Here is a 15,939-nt window from a genome sequence, read left to right as displayed (position 1 = left end):
GCCGGGCCGTGCCCGCTGCCGCGGCCGCGCCCAGCCGCCGGTGCAGGGCGGCCGGGGTCGGGGCCAGGAACAGGTCCCGGATGCCCGCCTCCACGCCCAGCACCGACCGCACCCGGTTGACCAGCTTGCTGGCCAGCAGCGAATGCCCGCCCGACTTGAAGAAGTTGGCCTCCGGGCCGTGCTCCTCACGGCCCAGGGCCTGCGCGAACAGGGCGCACAGGATCTCCACGCGCGGGTCCGCCGGGCCGGCCGTCCCGGAATCGGACCCGGCCGCGGCCGCCCCGGCCTGCGCCCGCGAGGCCGCCTCCGCCAGCCGCTCACGCCGCCCGGCCAGGGCCCGCGCCTCGGCCGCCGTCACCAGCTCCAGCCCCGAAAGCCGCGCCCCGGAACCGGCCGCCCCGGCGAAGGCCCGCAGGGCCCGCCCGAACACCGACAGCAGCAGCGCGGCCGTCTCCGCGTCGAACAGGTCCTCGGCGTACCCGAGGTACAGGTCCAGCCCCGCGGGCGCCCCGTCCGCCGAGCGCCGCACCGCGCAGTGGAAGGACAGGTCGAACTTGGCCGCCCCCAGGTCGGTGCTGCCCGCGGCGGCCGTCAGCGGCCCCAGCCGGACCTGCTCGGCGGCCGCCTCCTGCACCGTCAGCATCACCTGGAAGAACGGGTGCTCGCCCAGCGCCCGCCCCGGCTCCGCCAGCTCCTCCACCAGCACGTCGAAGGGCAGGTCCTGGTGGTCGAAGGCGGCCAGGTCGGCGTCCCGCACCCGGTCCACCAGCTCGCCCACCGCCGGGTCCCCGGCCAGATCGGCACGGAGCACCAGCGAGTTGACGAAGCAGCCGACCAGCTCGTGCAGCGCCTCGTCGGAGCGGCCCGCCACCGGCGTGCCCACCGCCAGGTCGGTCCCGGCCCCGGCCGCCGACAGGGCCGCCCCCAGCGCGGCCCGCGCCACCATGAACAGGCTGGCCCGCCGCTCCCGCGCCAGCCCCGCCAGGGCCCGGTGCGCCTCCGCGTCCAGGGCGGCCGTCACCGCCGCCCCGCGCCCCGTCGGCTCGGCCGGGCGCGGCCGGTCGTACGGGAGCTCCGTCCGCGCGGGCAGCCCGTCCAGGGCCTCCTTCCAGAAGCCGAGCAGCCGCTCCCGGGCCGGTCCGGCCAGCAGCGACCGCTGCCACAGCGCGAAGTCGGCGTACTGCACCGGCAGCGCCCGCCACCCCGGCGCCCGGCCCGCCAGCCGTGCCCCGTACGCCTCCCCGAGGTCCCGCAGCAGCGGGGCCAGCGACCAGCCGTCGGTGGCGATGTGGTGCACCAGCAGCACCAGCACGGCCGTGCCGTCCCCGGGGAGGAACACGGCGGCCCGCAGCGGGCCCTCCGCCGCCAGGTCCAGGTGCTCCCGGCCGAACTCCTCGACCGCCGCCTCCAGTCCGGCGGCCGGAACCTCCCGCCACTGCGGGACCGGCGCCCCTGCGAGCACCCGCTGGTACGGCTCCCCGCCCTCCGCCCCGTACACGGTGCGCAGCACCTCGTGCCGGCCGGTGACGTCGGCCAGCGCCGCCGCCAGCGCCCGCCGGTCGGGCACCCCGTCCAGGCGCAGCACCAGCGGGGCGTTGTACGTGGCCGAGGCCCCCTCGATGCGGCCCAGCAGCCACAGCGCGCGCTGCGCCGCCGACAGCGGCAGCAGGGCGGGCCGCTCCCCGGCCGGGACGGCGGCGAGGGCGGGGCGGGCGCCCGGCCCGTCCGCGGGGTCCGCGGCGGCGGCCAGCCTGCGGTGCAGGGCGGCCGGGGTCGGGGCGAGGAACAGGTCGCGGATGCCGGCCTCGACGCCGAGGGCGGCCCGGATCCGGTTGACGAGCTTGCCCGCGAGCAGCGAATGGCCGCCGTTGCGGAAGAAGTTGGCGTCGGCGGGCAGTGCCTCCAGGCCCAGGACCTCCGCGAACAGCCCGCACAGGATCTCCTCGCGCGGGGTGAGGACGTCCGTGCGCACCGGGGCCGGCACCGGCTCCGCGGACCGCGCCGCGGCCGCCCGCTCCAGGCGCTCGCGCCGCCCGGCCAGCGCCGCCCGCTCGGCGGCGGTGAACGGCTCCAGCGCGCCCACCGGGCGCAGCGGGGCGTCGGCGAACCCGGCGAGGGCCTTGAGGTAGCCGCCCAGCAGCAGGCGGGCGGTGTCCTCGTCGAACAGGTCCTCGGCGTAGGTCAGCGCCACGTCCAGGCCGTCGGGCCGGCCGTCGGCGGTGTGCCGCTCGGCGCAGTACCAGGTCAGGTCGAATTTGGCGGCGTCCAGGCCGGTTTCGGCGGTGGCGCCCGTGATGCCCCCGGCGAGCCGCAGCGGCCCGGAGTCCGGTCCGTCGGCGGCCACCGTCAGCATCACCTGGAAGAACGGGTGGTGCCCCAGGGCCCGTTCGGGCGCCAGCCGCTCCACCAGCACGTCGAAGGGCAGCTCCTGGTGCTCGTAGGCGGCGAGGTCCGCCTCGCGGACCCGGTCCAGCAGTTCGGCTGCGGCCGGGTCCCCGGACACGTCGGTGCGCAGGGCCAGGGAGTTCACGAAGAACCCGACCAGGTCGTACAGGTCCTCCTCGGGGCGGCCCGCGACGGGCGTCCCGATCACCAGGTCCTCGCCCGCCCCGGCGGCGGCCAGGGTGGCGGCCAGTGCGGCCCGCGCCGCCATGGTGAGGCTGGCCCGGCGGCCCCGGGCGAGGGCCAGCAGTCCGCCGTGGGCGGCCGCGTCGAGGCGGCCGGTGACGGTGGCGCCGCGCCCGGAGGGCTCGGCGGGGCGGGGGCGGTCGGCGGGCAGGGCGGTGAGCGCCGGGGCGCCCGCCAGGACCTGCCGCCAGTGGGCGAGCTGCTCCGCGGCCAGGCTGCCGGGGTCGGCCGGATCGCCCAGCAGCTCGTGCTGCCACAGGGTGTAGTCGGTGTACTGGACGGGCAGCGGCTCCCAGCCGGGGGCGGTACCGGCGAGCCGGGCGGCGTACGCGGCGGCCAGGTCCCGCAGCAGCGGCCGGACCGACCAGCCGTCGGTGGCGGCGTGGTGGACGAGCAGGACCAGGACCGAGGTCCCGTCACCGGACCGGAACAGCCGCGTGAGCAGCGGCGGCCGGGCCGTGATGTCGATCGCCTGCCGGACGAAGGCGGCCACGGCCGCCTCGCGGGCCCCGGGCGCGCAGTCCTCGACGGTCAGCGGGGCGACGGCGGAGGCGTCCAGCACCTGCTGGTGCGGTTCTCCGTCGGGTCCGGCCGCCAGGACCGTGCGCAGCACCTCGTGCCGGTCCGCCAGGTCGGCGACGGCGGCGCGCAGGGCGCCGGGGTCCGGCACCCCGTCCAGGTGCAGGACGACGGGGGCGTTGTACGCGGCGGAGGGTCCGTGGAGACGGCCCAGGAACCACAGCCGGCGCTGGGCGAACGACAGCGGGATCACGGTCATCGGTCCTATGCGTCCTGGCCCGGCGCGGCGGCGACGAGCGTGTCGATGTGGGCGGCGAGGTCGCGCAGCCGGGGGTTGGCGTAGACGGCCTTCACGGGGAGGGCGACGCCGAGTTCGGCGCGGACCCGGGACACCAGCTTGATCGCGAGGAGGGAGTGCCCGCCCAGCTTGAAGAAGTTGTCGTCGGGGCCGACCCGGCTCGCGCCGAGGACGGTGGCCCAGACCCCGGCGATCAGCGCCTGGGAGCGGGTCAGCTCGGGACCCTCCCCGGCGGTTCCCGCGGCGTCGGCGTCGGCGGCGGCCGGGGCGGGGGCCGGCAGGGCGGCCCGGTCCAGCTTGCCCTGGGTGGTGGTGGGGAAGCGGTCCAGGGCCACGAAGGCGGCCGGGACCATGTAGGCGGGCAGCGAGGCCGCCAGGAGGGTCCGCAGCTCCGCGCCGTCGGCGGGGCCCGCGGCCGGGTCCTGGGGGCGGTGGTAGGCCACCAGGCCGGGGGCGCCGTTGACCTCGTCGCGCAGCAGCACCACCGCTTCGGCGACGGCCGGGTGCGCGGTGAGCGCGGCCTCGATCTCGGGGAGCTCGATGCGGTGGCCGCGGAGCTTGACCTGGCCGTCGGCGCGGCCCAGGTAGCCGAGGCGGCCGCCGGGCAGCAGCCGCACCAGGTCGCCGGTGCGGTACATGCGGGCGCCGTCGCCCTGCGGGTCGGCCACGTACCGTCCGGCGGTGAGCGCGGGGCGGCGGCGGTAGCCGCGGCCCACGCGGGGGCCGGCCAGGTACAGCTCGCCGCTGCCGCCGGGCTCCACCGGGTTCAGCTTCTCGTCGAGGACCCGCATGCTCAGGCCGGGCAGGACGCCGCCGATGTGCGGGGCGTCCGCGGCGTCGATCCACCCGGCGGTGGAGTCCACGGTGCACTCGGTGGGCCCGTACAGGTTGACCGCGCGGAGCACCCCGGCGGCGGCCCGCTCGCCGATCCGCCGCCACAGGTCGGGGCCGATGGCCTCGCCGCCGATCAGGAGGGTCAGCGGGCGCGGCCCGCCGTCCTCGCTGAGCAGGTCGAGCAGGGACTCGGCGTGCGAGGGGGTGATGTCGAGGTCGGTGAGGGCCTGCTCGTCGACGAACCGGGCCAGCAGCGCCGGGTCGGCGCGGGTCTCGTCGTCCACCATGACCACCGTGTCGCCGCGGCAGAGCCGCACCCACTGCTGCACGGAGGCGTCGAAGGACGGGGAGGCGTTCCAGCCGACCCGGCCGTGGCCGGGGGCGGCGATGCCCTCCGACTCCAGTTCGGCGAGCAGGGCGGAGGCGGCGCCGCGGTGGATCTCCACGCCCTTGGGGAGTCCGGTGGAGCCGGAGGTGTAGATGACGTAGGCCAGACCGTCGGCGGCCACCGGCACGGGCCGGTACTCCGGGTCGGGGGTGCCGTCGGGGGCGGTCAGCTCGCCGATGGCCACGTGGGCCGTGCCCGGGGCGAGGACGGCCGTGTCCCCGTCCGGGGTGACGACCAGGTCGGCGCCGGAGTCCTCGACGAGGTAACGGCGGCGGTCGGCGGGGAGCTTCGGGTCCACCGGCAGGTAGGCGGCGCCCGCGGTGAGGGTGCCGATGAGGGCGGTGAACAGGGCCGAGCCGCGGGGCAGGGCGAGGGCGACCACGCTCTCGGGGCCGATGCCGCGGGCGGCCAGACGGCCCGCGAACCGCATGGCCTCGGCGCGCAGTTCGGCGAAGGTCAGCTCGCGGTCTGCGGCGACGACGGCGGTACGGGCGGCCGGGGCCTGCGCGAGCCGGTCCAGCAGGTCGGTGACGGCGGGGCGGGCGGCCGGGGCCGGGGCGCCGGCGGTGGCGCGGGTGCGCTCGGGGAGGACGGCGGTCATGGTGGTGGTCACTTCCCGGTGTAGACGGTGGTGGAGGGCTCGGAGGCGGGGGAGCAGTCGGCCAGCGCGACCGGCTCGCCCATGGCGACGAGGATCTTGCGGTCGCCCTTGAAGGACTCGCGGCCGTGCGCGCACAGCAGGTTGTCGACGAGCATCAGGTCGCCCACCTGCCAGGTCTCGCGGACCGTCACCCGGTCGTAGACCTCGTTGATGGCGTCGACCTCCTCGTCGGTGAGGCGGCTGCCGTCCCCGAGGTAGGTGTTGAAGGGCAGGCCGTCCTCGCCGTAGGTCTCGACCAGCACCTCGCGGACGTCGGGGTCGAGGGTGCGGCTGTTCCAGAAGGCGAAGTGGTTGAACCAGCTGCGCTCACCCGTCACCGGGTGCGTGATGATCGCCGAGCGGCGCTGGCGGGTCACCATCGAGTCGTCGTCGAGCCATTCGAAGCCGACCGTGTTCTGCGTGCAGTACGCCTCGGCGACCGCCTTGTCCTCGGTGGCGAAGGTCTTGTACCAGGGCAGGCCCGCCAGCTCGGAGTAGTTGCGCACGAGCAGCCAGCCGGCCTCCTCGAAGCGGGCGACCAGCTCCGGCGGCAGCAGCCGCAGCGCCTCGCGCATGTCGCCGACGGTGGTGGCGCCGTCCTCCTCGGGGGCGGTCACGCAGCCGAACAGCAGCACGCCCGGGAAGTCCAGGGTGTAGCTGTTCTCGTTGTGCAGGCGGATCGGCTGCACGGCCGGGAGGTCCGTGGAGGAGAACACGCCCTCGCCGAAGTCGGTGCGCGGGGTGGCCTTCTCCTTGTACCCGGCGCGCTGGGAGATGAGGGCGTCGCGGGCGGCGGCGAAGCTCGCGGCGTCCGTGACGGGCAGGCCGCGCAGCAGGACGGCGCCGGAGCGGTGCAACTCGGCCTGGATCTCCTCGCGGTGGGCGGTCAGCCAGGACACGGCCTCGGCCAGTCCGGCGCCGGCCGGCGTGTGCACGACGGCGGGCTTGCCGGCCTCGTGGACCGGGACCACCGGGTGGTCGGCGACGGAGGCGGCCGGGGCGGGGGCGTCTGCGTAGACGGTCATGGGAATCCTCGCGGTGGGTGCGGAAGTTCGGGTGTCCGGCGGTGTGCCGCCGCCGGTGGGGACGGGGGTGCGGGGGAGGGCGTCAGGCCGCGGCGGGGGCCGGGGTCCGGCCGCCGACCACCGTGGCCAGCACCTCGAAGAACTCGGGCAGCCGGTCCTGGAAGTAGAAGTGGCCGCCCGGCAGCGTGTGCGCGGCGAAGGGGTGGCCGGTGACCTCGGCCCAGCGGCCGAGGGAGGCCGCGGGGGCCACCGGGTCGGCGTCCCCGCCGATCACGGTCACCGGGCAGTCCACCCGGGCCTCGTCCCGCGGGCACCGGTACACGTCGTCGATGGCGAAGTCGGCGCGGATCGACGGGATCACGATCTCGCGGAGCTCGGGGTCGTCGAGGATGCCGTCGTCGGTACCGCCGCGCACCTTGATCGCCGCGACCAGCTCGTCGTCGTCCAGCAGCTCCGGGTGGACCACGGCCGGGTTGTCGAGGAACGGGGCCCGGCAGGCGGACGCCACCAGCGCCCGCGGGGTGCGCCCGGCCGCCTGGAGCAGCCGCACCACCTCGAAGGCGACCAGCGAGCCCATGCTGTGCCCCAGTACCACCAGGTCGTCGGCGGCGCCCTCGGGCAGGCAGGCCGCCACCGGGCCGGCCAGGTCGGCGACGTCGCGGGGCAGGTCCTCGGCGAAGCGCGCCCCGCGGCCCGGGTACTGGCCGATCAGCAGCCTGACGTCGGCGGGCAGGTGCTCGCGCCATCCGGCGTAGGCGTGGGCGTTGCCGCCGGCGTGCGGCAGGACCAGCAGGGTGGTGCGCTGCGGTCCCTCGCCGGGCAGGTCCCACACCACGTCGTCGGGGGCGGGGAGGGCGGCGTCGTGGTCGTTCATGAGGTACTCCGTTCCTGGTCGGTGGTGCGGCGGCGCAGGGTGGGCCGGGTCCGCCGGGGCGGGGCCGCACCGGCCGACAGCCGGGCTTCGAGGTGCTGGGCGAGGGCCGCCGGGGTGGGGTACTGGAACACGTCCCGCAGGGTGAGGGAGACGTCCAGCGCGGCACCGAGGCGGTGGGTGAGGCGTGCGGCGAGCAGGGAGTGCCCGCCGTGGTCGAAGAAGTCGTCGTCGATCGACAGCCGTCCGGTCACCGCCAGGACCTCGGTGAACAGGCCCAGCACGGTCTCCTCCAGGGGAGTGCGCGGGGAGCGTCCGCCGGCGGCGGTGACGGGGCGCGGGACCGGCAGCGCCCGCTTGTCGATCTTTCCGTTGGGGGTGAGCGGCAGCCGCTCCATCGGCACCACGAACGCCGGGACCATGTGGTCGGGCAGCCGCTCGCGCAGCCACAGCCGGACCTCCTGCGGCGCGGGGCCGGATTCCCCGGCCGCCACCACGTAGGCGGTGAGCTGGGGGGTGCCGTGCGGGTCGGTGTGGGTGGCCAGGGTGGCCTGGGTGAGGTGGGGGTGGGTGGTGAGGAGGGTTTCGATTTCGGTGGGTTCGATGCGGAAGCCGCGGATTTTGATCTGGGTGTCGGTGCGTCCGGTGTAGTGGAGGTTGCCGTGGGTGTCCCAGTGGGCTTGGTCTCCGGTGCGGTAGAGGCGGCTGCCGGGGGGTCCGTAGGGGTTGGGGATGAAGCGGGTGGCGGTGGTGGCGGGTTGGGCGAGGTAGCCGTGGGCGATCCCGTCGCCGGTCAGGTACAGCTCGCCGGTCACGCCCGGGGGGACGGGGCGCAGCCGCTCGTCCAGGACGTACGCCTGCTTGTTGGTGAGGGGGCGCCCGATGGAGACGGTGGCGCCCGTCGGGACGGTGGGGTCCACCGTGTGGGTGGTGGTGAAACCCATGGATTCGGCGGGGCCGTAGCCGTTGGTGACGGTGAGGTGCGGGTGGAGGGCGTGGAGGCGGCTGATGTGGGTGGGGGAGGCGGGCTCGCCGCCCGTGTAGACGATGCGGGTGGTGGCGAAGGTGTCCGGGTGTTCGTCGGTGAGGTAGTTGAACAGGCTGGAGGAGAGCTGGAGCATCGTCACCGCGTGCGCGCGGCTGAGGGCGGCGATGACGGCCGGTTCGGGGCGCTGTCCGGGTTGGAGGACGGTGGTGCCGCCGTGGAGGAGGGCGCCCCAGAATTCGAGACTGAAGGCGTCCCAGGAGACGGGGGAGCACTGGAGGAAGACCTCGCCGGGCCCGAAGGCGGCGTAGCTCTGGTGGGTGACGGTGGAGACCAGGTTGCGGTGGGTGGAGAGGATGCCCTTGGGGCGGCCGGTGGAGCCGGAGGTGAACATCACGCAGGCGGTGTCGTCCCCGGTCAGCACCACCCCGAGGTCGTGGGCGGGGTGTCCGCCGATCTCCTCGGCCTCGGTGTCCGTACGGACCTCGGTCCAGGGGCCGTCGAGCCCCCGGGCCGCCTGCGCGGAGTCCGTCACGAGCAGCCGTACGGCGGCGTCCTGTGCGGTGCCGCGGAGGCGTTCGTCGGGGAACTCGGGGTCGAGGAGGGCGTATCCGGCGCCGGTCTTGACCACGGCGAGGAGGGCCACCGCGAAGGGGATGCCGCGTTCCAGGAGGATGCCGGCCAGGTCACCGCGGCCGAGTCCGCGTGAACGCAGGTGCCGGGCAAGCCGGTTGGCGCGGGCGTTCAGCTCCCCGTACGTCACGGTCTCGGCGTCGAAGACGAGGGCGGGGGCCTGCGACCGCAGCCGGGCCTGCTCCTCGAACCGCGCCGTCAGCAGCGGCGGTTCGCCCTCCTCGGCCTGGGACGGGGCGGCACCGGGCCACTCCCCGAGGACCCGGGCGCGCTCCTCGGCGCCCAGCACCTCCAGGCCCGACAGCGGCACCTCGGGCGCGGCCACGGCGTGCTCCAGCACCCGTCGCAGCACCCTGGTCATCCGTTCCACGGTCTCCCGGTCGTACAGGTCGGAGCTGTAGAGCACCGCACCCGTCAGCCCGGTCTCCTCGTCGGCGCAGAGCAGGAACTCCAGGTCGAACTTGACCGCCCCGGTGGCCAGCGGCTCCGCCGGCCCGGCCGTGACCCCGGGGAACTCGGGCGCGGGGGCCGGTCCCGACTCCAGGGCCAGGCACACCTGGAACAGCGGGTGCCGGGCCAGCGAACGGGCCGGGTTCACGGCCTCCAGCACCAGGTCGAACGGGGCGTCCTGGTGGGCGAAGGCGTCCAGGTCGGCGGCCCGCACCCGGGCCAGCAGCTCCCGGAAGGCCGGGTCCCCGGAGGTGTCGGTGCGCAGCACCAGCGTGTTGACGAAGAAGCCCACCAGATCCGCGAGGGCCTCGTCGGCGCGGCCCGCCACGGGGGAGCCCAGCGGAAGGTCCGTGCCGGCGCCGAGCCGGGTCAGGGTGGCCGCCAGGGCCGCCTGGAGCACCATGAAGGGGGTGCAGTGCTCGGCCCGGGCCAGTTCCAGCACCCGCTTGTGGAGCTCGCGCCCGAAGTCCACCCGGACCGCGCCGCCCCGCCGCCCGGCCACCGGCGGCCGGGGCCGGTCGGTGACCAGCGGCAGCTCCTCGGGGAGGCCCGCCAGAGCGGTCCGCCAGTAGGCGAGCTGCTCGTCCAGCACCCCGCCCTCCAGGGCCGGGCGCTGCCACAGCGCGTAGTCGGTGTAGTCCAGCGGCAGCGGCTGCCAGTCGGGGGCCCGCCCCTCGGCGCGGGCGGCGTAGGCGGCGGACAGGTCGGCGAAGAGCGGACGCAGGGACTGCCCGTCGGTGGCGATGTGGTGCAGCAGGACGAGGAGGGTGTCGCGGCCGTCGCCCCCGCGGAGCAGGGTCACCCGCAGGGGGTGTTCGGCGGCCAGGTCGAAGGCGTGCCCGGCGGCCGTGCGCAGGGCCGTCTCCCGGTCCTCCTCCGTCACCTCCCGGACCTCGAAGAAGACGCCCGCGGCGGCCTCCTCGGCGGGGGCGACCACCTGGTAGGGCTGCCCGTCCGCGGTGGCGAACCGGGTGCGCAGCGGTTCGTGCCGCCGGACCAGGTCCCCGACGGCGGCGCGCAGGACCTCCGGGTCCGTCGCCCCGCTCAGCGGCACCGCCATCGGCACGTTGTACGCGGTGTCCGGGCCCTGGAGCCCCGCCACCAGCCACAGCCGCTGCTGGGCGGAGGACAGCGGGGGCCGCTCGGGCCGTACCGCCGCCCGGGCGGGGGCCGGGAGCGCCTTGCGGCCCGAGACCTCGGTGATCCGGCGGGCGAGGGCGGCCGGGGTGGGGTGCTGGAACACGTCCCGCAGGGTGAGGGGCACCCCGAGGGTGGCGCCGATCCGCCCCGTGAGCTTGGCGGCGAGCAGGGAGTGCCCGCCGTGGTCGAAGAAGGAGTCGTCCACCGACAGCGGGGCCGCCGAGCCCAGCACCTCCCCGACCAGGGTCCGTACCAGCTCCTCCAGCTCGGTGCGCGGAGCCCGGCCGCCGGACTCCAGGGGTGCCTCCACGGCCGGCAGCGCCCGCTTGTCGATCTTCCCGTTGGGGGTCAGCGGCAGCCGGTCCAGGACCGCGAAGCGCGCGGGCACCATGTGCTCCGGCAGCCGCTCCCGCAGCCAGGCCCGCAGGGAACCGGGCGTGACGGCGGCGCCCGGCACGGCCGTGACGTACGCGGTCAGCTCGTCCGTGGCGAGCAGGGTGGCCTGGGTGAGGGCGGGGTGGGTGGTGAGGAGGGTTTCGATTTCGGTGGGTTCGATGCGGAAGCCGCGGATTTTGATCTGGGTGTCGGTGCGTCCGGTGTAGTGGAGGTTGCCGTGGGTGTCCCAGTGGGCTTGGTCTCCGGTGCGGTAGAGGCGGCTGCCGGGGGGTCCGTAGGGGTTGGGGATGAAGCGGGTGGCGGTGGTGGCGGGTTGGGCGAGGTAGCCGTGCGCGATGCCGTCGCCGGTCAGGTACAGCTCGCCCGTGACACCGGGTGGCACCGGGCGCAGGCGGTGGTCGAGGACGTAGGCGAACTTGTTGGTGAGCGGCCGGCCGATGGACACCGCCCCCGCCGGGACCGCGTCCTGCGGCACCGTGTGGGTGGTGGTGAAGCCCATGGATTCGGCGGGGCCGTAGCCGTTGGTGACGGTGAGGTGCGGGTGGAGGGTCTGGAGGCGGGCGATGTGGGTGGGGGAGGCGGGCTCGCCTCCGGTGTAGACGATGCGGGTGGTCGTGAAGGTGTCGGGGTGTTCGTCGGTGAGGTAGTTGAAGAGGCTGGAGGAGAGCTGGAGCATCGTCACCCCGTGCCGGGGGGACAGCTCGGCCACCAGGCCCGGTTCGGGGCGTTGTCCGGGTTGGAGGACGGTGGTGCCGCCGTGGAGGAGGGCGCCCCAGAATTCGAGGCTGAAGGCGTCCCAGGAGACGGGGGAGCACTGGAGGAAGACCTCGCCGGGTCCGAAGGCGGCGTAGCTCTGGTGGGTGACGGTGGAGACGAGGTTGCGGTGGGTGGAGAGGATGCCCTTGGGGCGGCCGGTGGAGCCGGAGGTGAACATCACGCAGGCGGTGTCCTGCCCGGTCAGCGCCACCTCCAGGTCGCTTCCGTCGTGCCCGTCGATTTCGGCCGCCTCGGCGTCGGTACGGACCTCCGCCCAGGCCCCCCGCACGCCCCGGCCCGCGTGGGCGGTGTCGGTGACCAGGACCCTCAGTCCGGCGTCCTCGGCGGTGGTGCGGAGGCGTTCGTCGGGGAACTCGGGGTCGAGGAGGGCGTATCCGGCGCCGGTCTTGACCACGGCGAGAAGGGCCACCGCGAAGGGGATGCCGCGTTCCAGGAGGATGCCGGCCAGGTCACCGCGGCCGAGTCCGCGTGAACGCAGGTGCCGGGCCAGCCGGTTGGCGCGGGAGTTCAACTCCCCGTAGGTCAGAGTCCGGTCGTCGAAGACGAGGGCGGGGGCGTCCGGCCGCAGCCGAACCTGCTCCTCGAACCGGGCCGTCAGCACCGGCTCCGCCGTGTGCGGGACGGCCCGTCCGGCCCACTCCCCGAGCACCCGCCGCTCCTCCTCGGCCCCCAGCAGCGGGGCCTGCGACAGCGGCAACTCCGTCTCCGCCAGCAGCCGTTCCACGAAGACGGCGAACCGGTCCTGGTGGCCGGCCACCCCCTCGATGTCGCACACCTCCGGAGAGGCGTCGAAGTCCACCCGCAGCCCGCCCTCCGGACCCAGGTCGTACACGCCGACCGCCAGGTCCTCCACGGGCCCGTTGCCCAGGTTGTGCTGCGTGGTCGGCAGCCCGCAGAACCGCATCCCCGGGGTGAACGCCATGATGTTCACCAGCGGGGCCGCGATCCTCCGGTCGGACTCGCCCAGCCCCAGGTCACGGCAGACGTCCTCGTACCGGGTCCGCTGGTGCTTCAGCCCCTCGCGGGCCACGTCCCGTACCGTCAGCAGGAGTTCGGCCAGCGAGCCGTCGGCCCGCACCGGCACCCGCAGCGGCACCACGTTCGACAGCATCCCCGGGGTGCGGCGCGCCAGCTCGGTGCGGCGCCCCGTCACCGGCAGGCCCAGCACCGGTTCGTCCGTACCGCCCGCCCGGTGCACGTACGCCGCGACCAGCGCGATCACCAGCATCGTCCACGGGGTGCGGTGCTCCCGCGCCACCGCCTTCAGGCGCTCCGCCCGCTCCGGCCCCAGGACCACCGTGCGGCGCACGAACGGCAGCGCCCCCGGCCCGGTCCTCCCGGTGTGGCCCTCCGCGAGCCGCGGCACCGGCGGCAGCCCCGCCAGCCGATCCGCCCAGTACGCCCGGTCCGCGGCACCCTCCGCGGAGGAACGGTACTCCGCGTCCTCCGCCAGCAGCTCCGCGAGCGTCCCGAACGGGGAATCCCCCCACGGCTCCCCGGCCGACGCCCGCTCGTACAGCTCCACCAGCCGCTGGTCCAGCAGGGCCACGCCCATCCCGTCGATCACCAGGTGGTGGTAGGCGTGGAAGTAGAACCAGCGCTCCTCACCCGCCGCGGTGCGACCCGCAGCGATCAGCACGTGCCGGGACAGCCAGTCCTCCGCCAGGTCGAACGGGCGGGCCAGCTCCTCGTCCATCCAGGCCCGGGCCGCCGCGACCGGATCGGCCGCCCCGCCCAGGTCCACCCGCCGCAGCGCCCGGTCACCGGGCTCCGCCCACAGCCGCTGCCACGGCACGCCGTCCTCACCGGCGCCGACCCCGCGCACCCGCAGCACATCGGCCTCGGCCGCCAGCCGGTACCAGCAGCGGGCCAGCAGCTCCACGTCCAGCGGCCCGGTCAGCTCCCGGAACTCGCCGATGTTGTACCGGCAGCCCGAGGCGTCCAGGCCGTGGGCCATCCAGATGTCGCGCTGCGCCGCCGACAGCGGCAGCCGCACAGCGGCGGGCGCGTGCGCGGTGCCCTGTGCAGAAGCGTTGGGGGACATGCGGGTGCTCCTCGGTTTCGTCTCGGGGTGGGAAGTCCCGGCCCGGCCGGTGCGGCCGTCGGGTCGTTCTCGCCGTACGTCATCCAAGCCCGGCCCGCGGCGGCCGGGCGGCAGTTGCTCCGGCACTCCGGGAGCAGCTCAGTGCGCGGCGGCAGTTGCCCCGGCACGGTGGGCCCAGGCGGCGCGCACCGGGCCCAGCACCCGGAACCGCGAGGTGCCGTCCCGGTGTTCGGCCCGCACCGCCCCGCTGAGCAGCAGTTCGCGCAGCAGGCGGCCGCACTCCGGCACCGCCAGCCCGGTCAGGGCGGTCAGATCGGCCAGCTCACGGCCGCGGTCCGGTCCCGCCGGATCCCCGCCGGGTGCGGCGCACAGTGCGTCGAGCAGGGCCCGCGGGCCCTCGGGGAGCCGGCCCAGCCGCTCCAGCAGGGTCCCCCGCAGCCCGGCCCCGCCGCCCGCGCCGCCCAGGTGGTCCAGGAGGGCGGCCGGGTCCTCGGCCAGGGTGCGGCACAGCGCGGCCAGGTCGTACACCACCAGCCAGGAAGCGGCCGCGGCCAGCGCCCCCGGATGCCCGTCCAGGACCCGGCACACCCCCGCGGCCCGTTCCAGTTCGGCCGGACCCGCCGTGAACTCCGGCCGGGCGCGGCGCACATGGTCCAGGAAGACCCGCACCGCCGGGTTCTCACCCGGGTCCGCGCCCTCCTCCGGCACCTCCAGCGGCGACAGCAGGAAGATCCGCTCCCCGGGCACCCCCCAGGGCGCGTCCGAGGTCACCAGCAGCCGCAGCCCCGGGCAGGCCCGCAGCAGCCCGGTCAGCCGGTCCATGCGCGGCGCCGCGGCCGGCGCACCGTCCAGCACCAGCAGCGCCGGGCCCTCGCCGAGCAGCTCCGCGAGGGCCGCAGTGTCCCCGGCGGCCGAACCGTCCGGCCCCGGCCCGAACCCGAACAGGTCGGCCGCCACGGCGTCCAGACGCTCCGTCAGCTCACGTCCGTGGCAGCTCAGGTACTCGGCGGGGCTGCCGGGGAAGGCGTGCCACAGCACCGGCAGGCCCGTGCCGTGCAGCCGCTCCGCCACCGCCAGCGCCAGCCGCGTCTTCCCCGCCCCGGCCAGCCCGACCACGTTCACCAGCCGCTCCGTCGCCGCCGCCAGCTCGCCCGCCAGGACGGCCTCCTCACCGGCCCGGCCCGCCATGGCGTGCAGGGCGGTCGGGGGCGCCGGCGGCTCCGCCCAGCCCCCGTCGCTGCCGCGGCCCTGCTGGGCGGCCGCCTCCAGCGCCGCCCGGGCCCGTGGACCCAGCCGCAGGGCGTCCGCCATCAGCCGGACCGTGTCCGTACGCGGCCGTCTCGCCTTGCCCTGCTCCAGGTCGCGGATGGCCCGCACGCTGATGGTGGACAGATCGGCCAACTCCCTCTGCGTCAGCCCGATGCGCAGCCGGTGCGCCCGGATCAGCGAGCCGAGGGGGCTGGAGTCCTGCGCGGGGTGCGCGGTCGGGCGGACGGCGGAGGAGGGTACGGACTGCACGGCGATGGTGTTCACGATGGCGCTCCCGGCGAAGGTGGTGGGGAACGACGGGGCTGGGGTGGTGCAGCCCGGTTCCTGGCCCCATCGTCGGCAGCCCCCTTATCCCGGCGGCATCCCCCGGCGCGCACGCCGCGGGGCCCGGCCGCCATCCCCGGCTATCGCCGCTATCACGGGTCGCGCGCCGCCGGGGGTCCCGTGATAGCGCGGGGATAACGGCGGGGACGGTGCCGGGATTCCGGCCCTTCCTAACGTGGTGCCCACAAGGAAGGAAGCGGCCCGGAACAGCCGGGACGCACCGCCGAAAGGACACGGACATGAACCTCGCCCCCGCCCTCCGCGCCGCCCTCGTCACCGCCGCCATCGCCGGAGCCACCCTCTTCGGCACCCAGATCGCCCAGGCCGACGCCCCGACCCCCACCGGCGTCACCGCCCCGGCCCCGGCCGCCCCGCAGGCCACCCCGTCGCCGACCTCGACCACCGCCACGAACCCCTGGGACTGACCCCGCCACAACCGCCGCCCCCCACCCGCCGACGCGCCCCCCGGCCCACACCACCCCGTCCGCTGGCCCCCAACTCCGACTCGCGGCCCCCGGCCTCCGACTCGCGGCCCCCGGCCTCCGACTCGCGGCCCCCGGGCCCCCGGCCTCCGGCCTCCGACTCTCGGCCCCCGGCCTCCGGCCTCCGGCCCCGGCTCCGACTCTCGGCCTCCGGCTCCGGCTCCGACTCTCGGCCTCCGGCTCCGGCTCCGACTCTCGGCCTCCGGCTCCGGCTCCCGGCCCTCGGCCTCCGGCTC

7 protein-coding genes are annotated in these 15,939 nt (G+C 76.1%); 1 reads left to right on the top strand and 6 read right to left on the bottom strand.

The genetic code is table 11. From position 1 onward, the window contains the following. The 6 genes from ACFVXK_RS30260 to ACFVXK_RS30235 form a co-directional block, all read right to left on the bottom strand. The coding region (locus tag ACFVXK_RS30260; RefSeq protein WP_389617698.1) for a condensation domain-containing protein at window positions 1–3,406 on the bottom strand (3,406 nt) is incomplete at its 3' end. A 5-nt stretch (window positions 3,407–3,411) separates the two neighbouring features. Beyond that, window positions 3,412–5,268, bottom strand: a complete 1,857-nt coding sequence (locus ACFVXK_RS30255; protein ID WP_389617700.1) for an amino acid adenylation domain-containing protein — start codon at window positions 5,266–5,268, stop codon at window positions 3,412–3,414. 8 nt (window positions 5,269–5,276) lie between these two features. After that, window positions 5,277–6,332 (bottom strand): TauD/TfdA family dioxygenase, encoded by a 1,056-nt coding sequence (locus tag ACFVXK_RS30250; RefSeq protein WP_389617695.1) that lies wholly within the window; start codon window positions 6,330–6,332, stop codon window positions 5,277–5,279. Between the two features lie 82 nt (window positions 6,333–6,414). Continuing rightward, window positions 6,415–7,206: a thioesterase II family protein gene (locus ACFVXK_RS30245; protein ID WP_389617692.1), complete on the bottom strand. Its 792-nt coding sequence runs from the start codon at window positions 7,204–7,206 to the stop codon at window positions 6,415–6,417. Next, window positions 7,203–13,628, bottom strand: a complete 6,426-nt coding sequence (locus ACFVXK_RS30240) for an amino acid adenylation domain-containing protein (RefSeq protein ID WP_389617689.1) — start codon at window positions 13,626–13,628, stop codon at window positions 7,203–7,205. Before ACFVXK_RS30240 ends, ACFVXK_RS30245 begins: the two co-directional genes overlap by 4 nt. A gap of 138 nt (window positions 13,629–13,766) precedes the next feature. Continuing rightward, window positions 13,767–15,161, bottom strand: coding sequence for a helix-turn-helix domain-containing protein (locus ACFVXK_RS30235; RefSeq protein WP_389617686.1), 1,395 nt, complete (start codon window positions 15,159–15,161; stop codon window positions 13,767–13,769). A gap of 299 nt (window positions 15,162–15,460) precedes the next feature. Here ACFVXK_RS30235 and ACFVXK_RS30230 point away from each other — a divergent pair, with 299 nt between their 5' ends. Further along, window positions 15,461–15,646 (top strand): hypothetical protein, encoded by a 186-nt coding sequence (locus ACFVXK_RS30230; protein ID WP_389617683.1) that lies wholly within the window; start codon window positions 15,461–15,463, stop codon window positions 15,644–15,646. The last annotated feature ends 293 nt before the right edge of the window (window positions 15,647–15,939 follow it).

The organism is Streptomyces sp. NPDC058157 (assembly GCF_042884105.1).
Classification (GTDB): Bacteria; Actinomycetota; Actinomycetes; order Streptomycetales; family Streptomycetaceae; genus Streptomyces.
The sequence above is the reverse complement of the archived record's forward strand: the minus strand, read 5'-3'. Positions and strand labels throughout refer to the sequence as shown.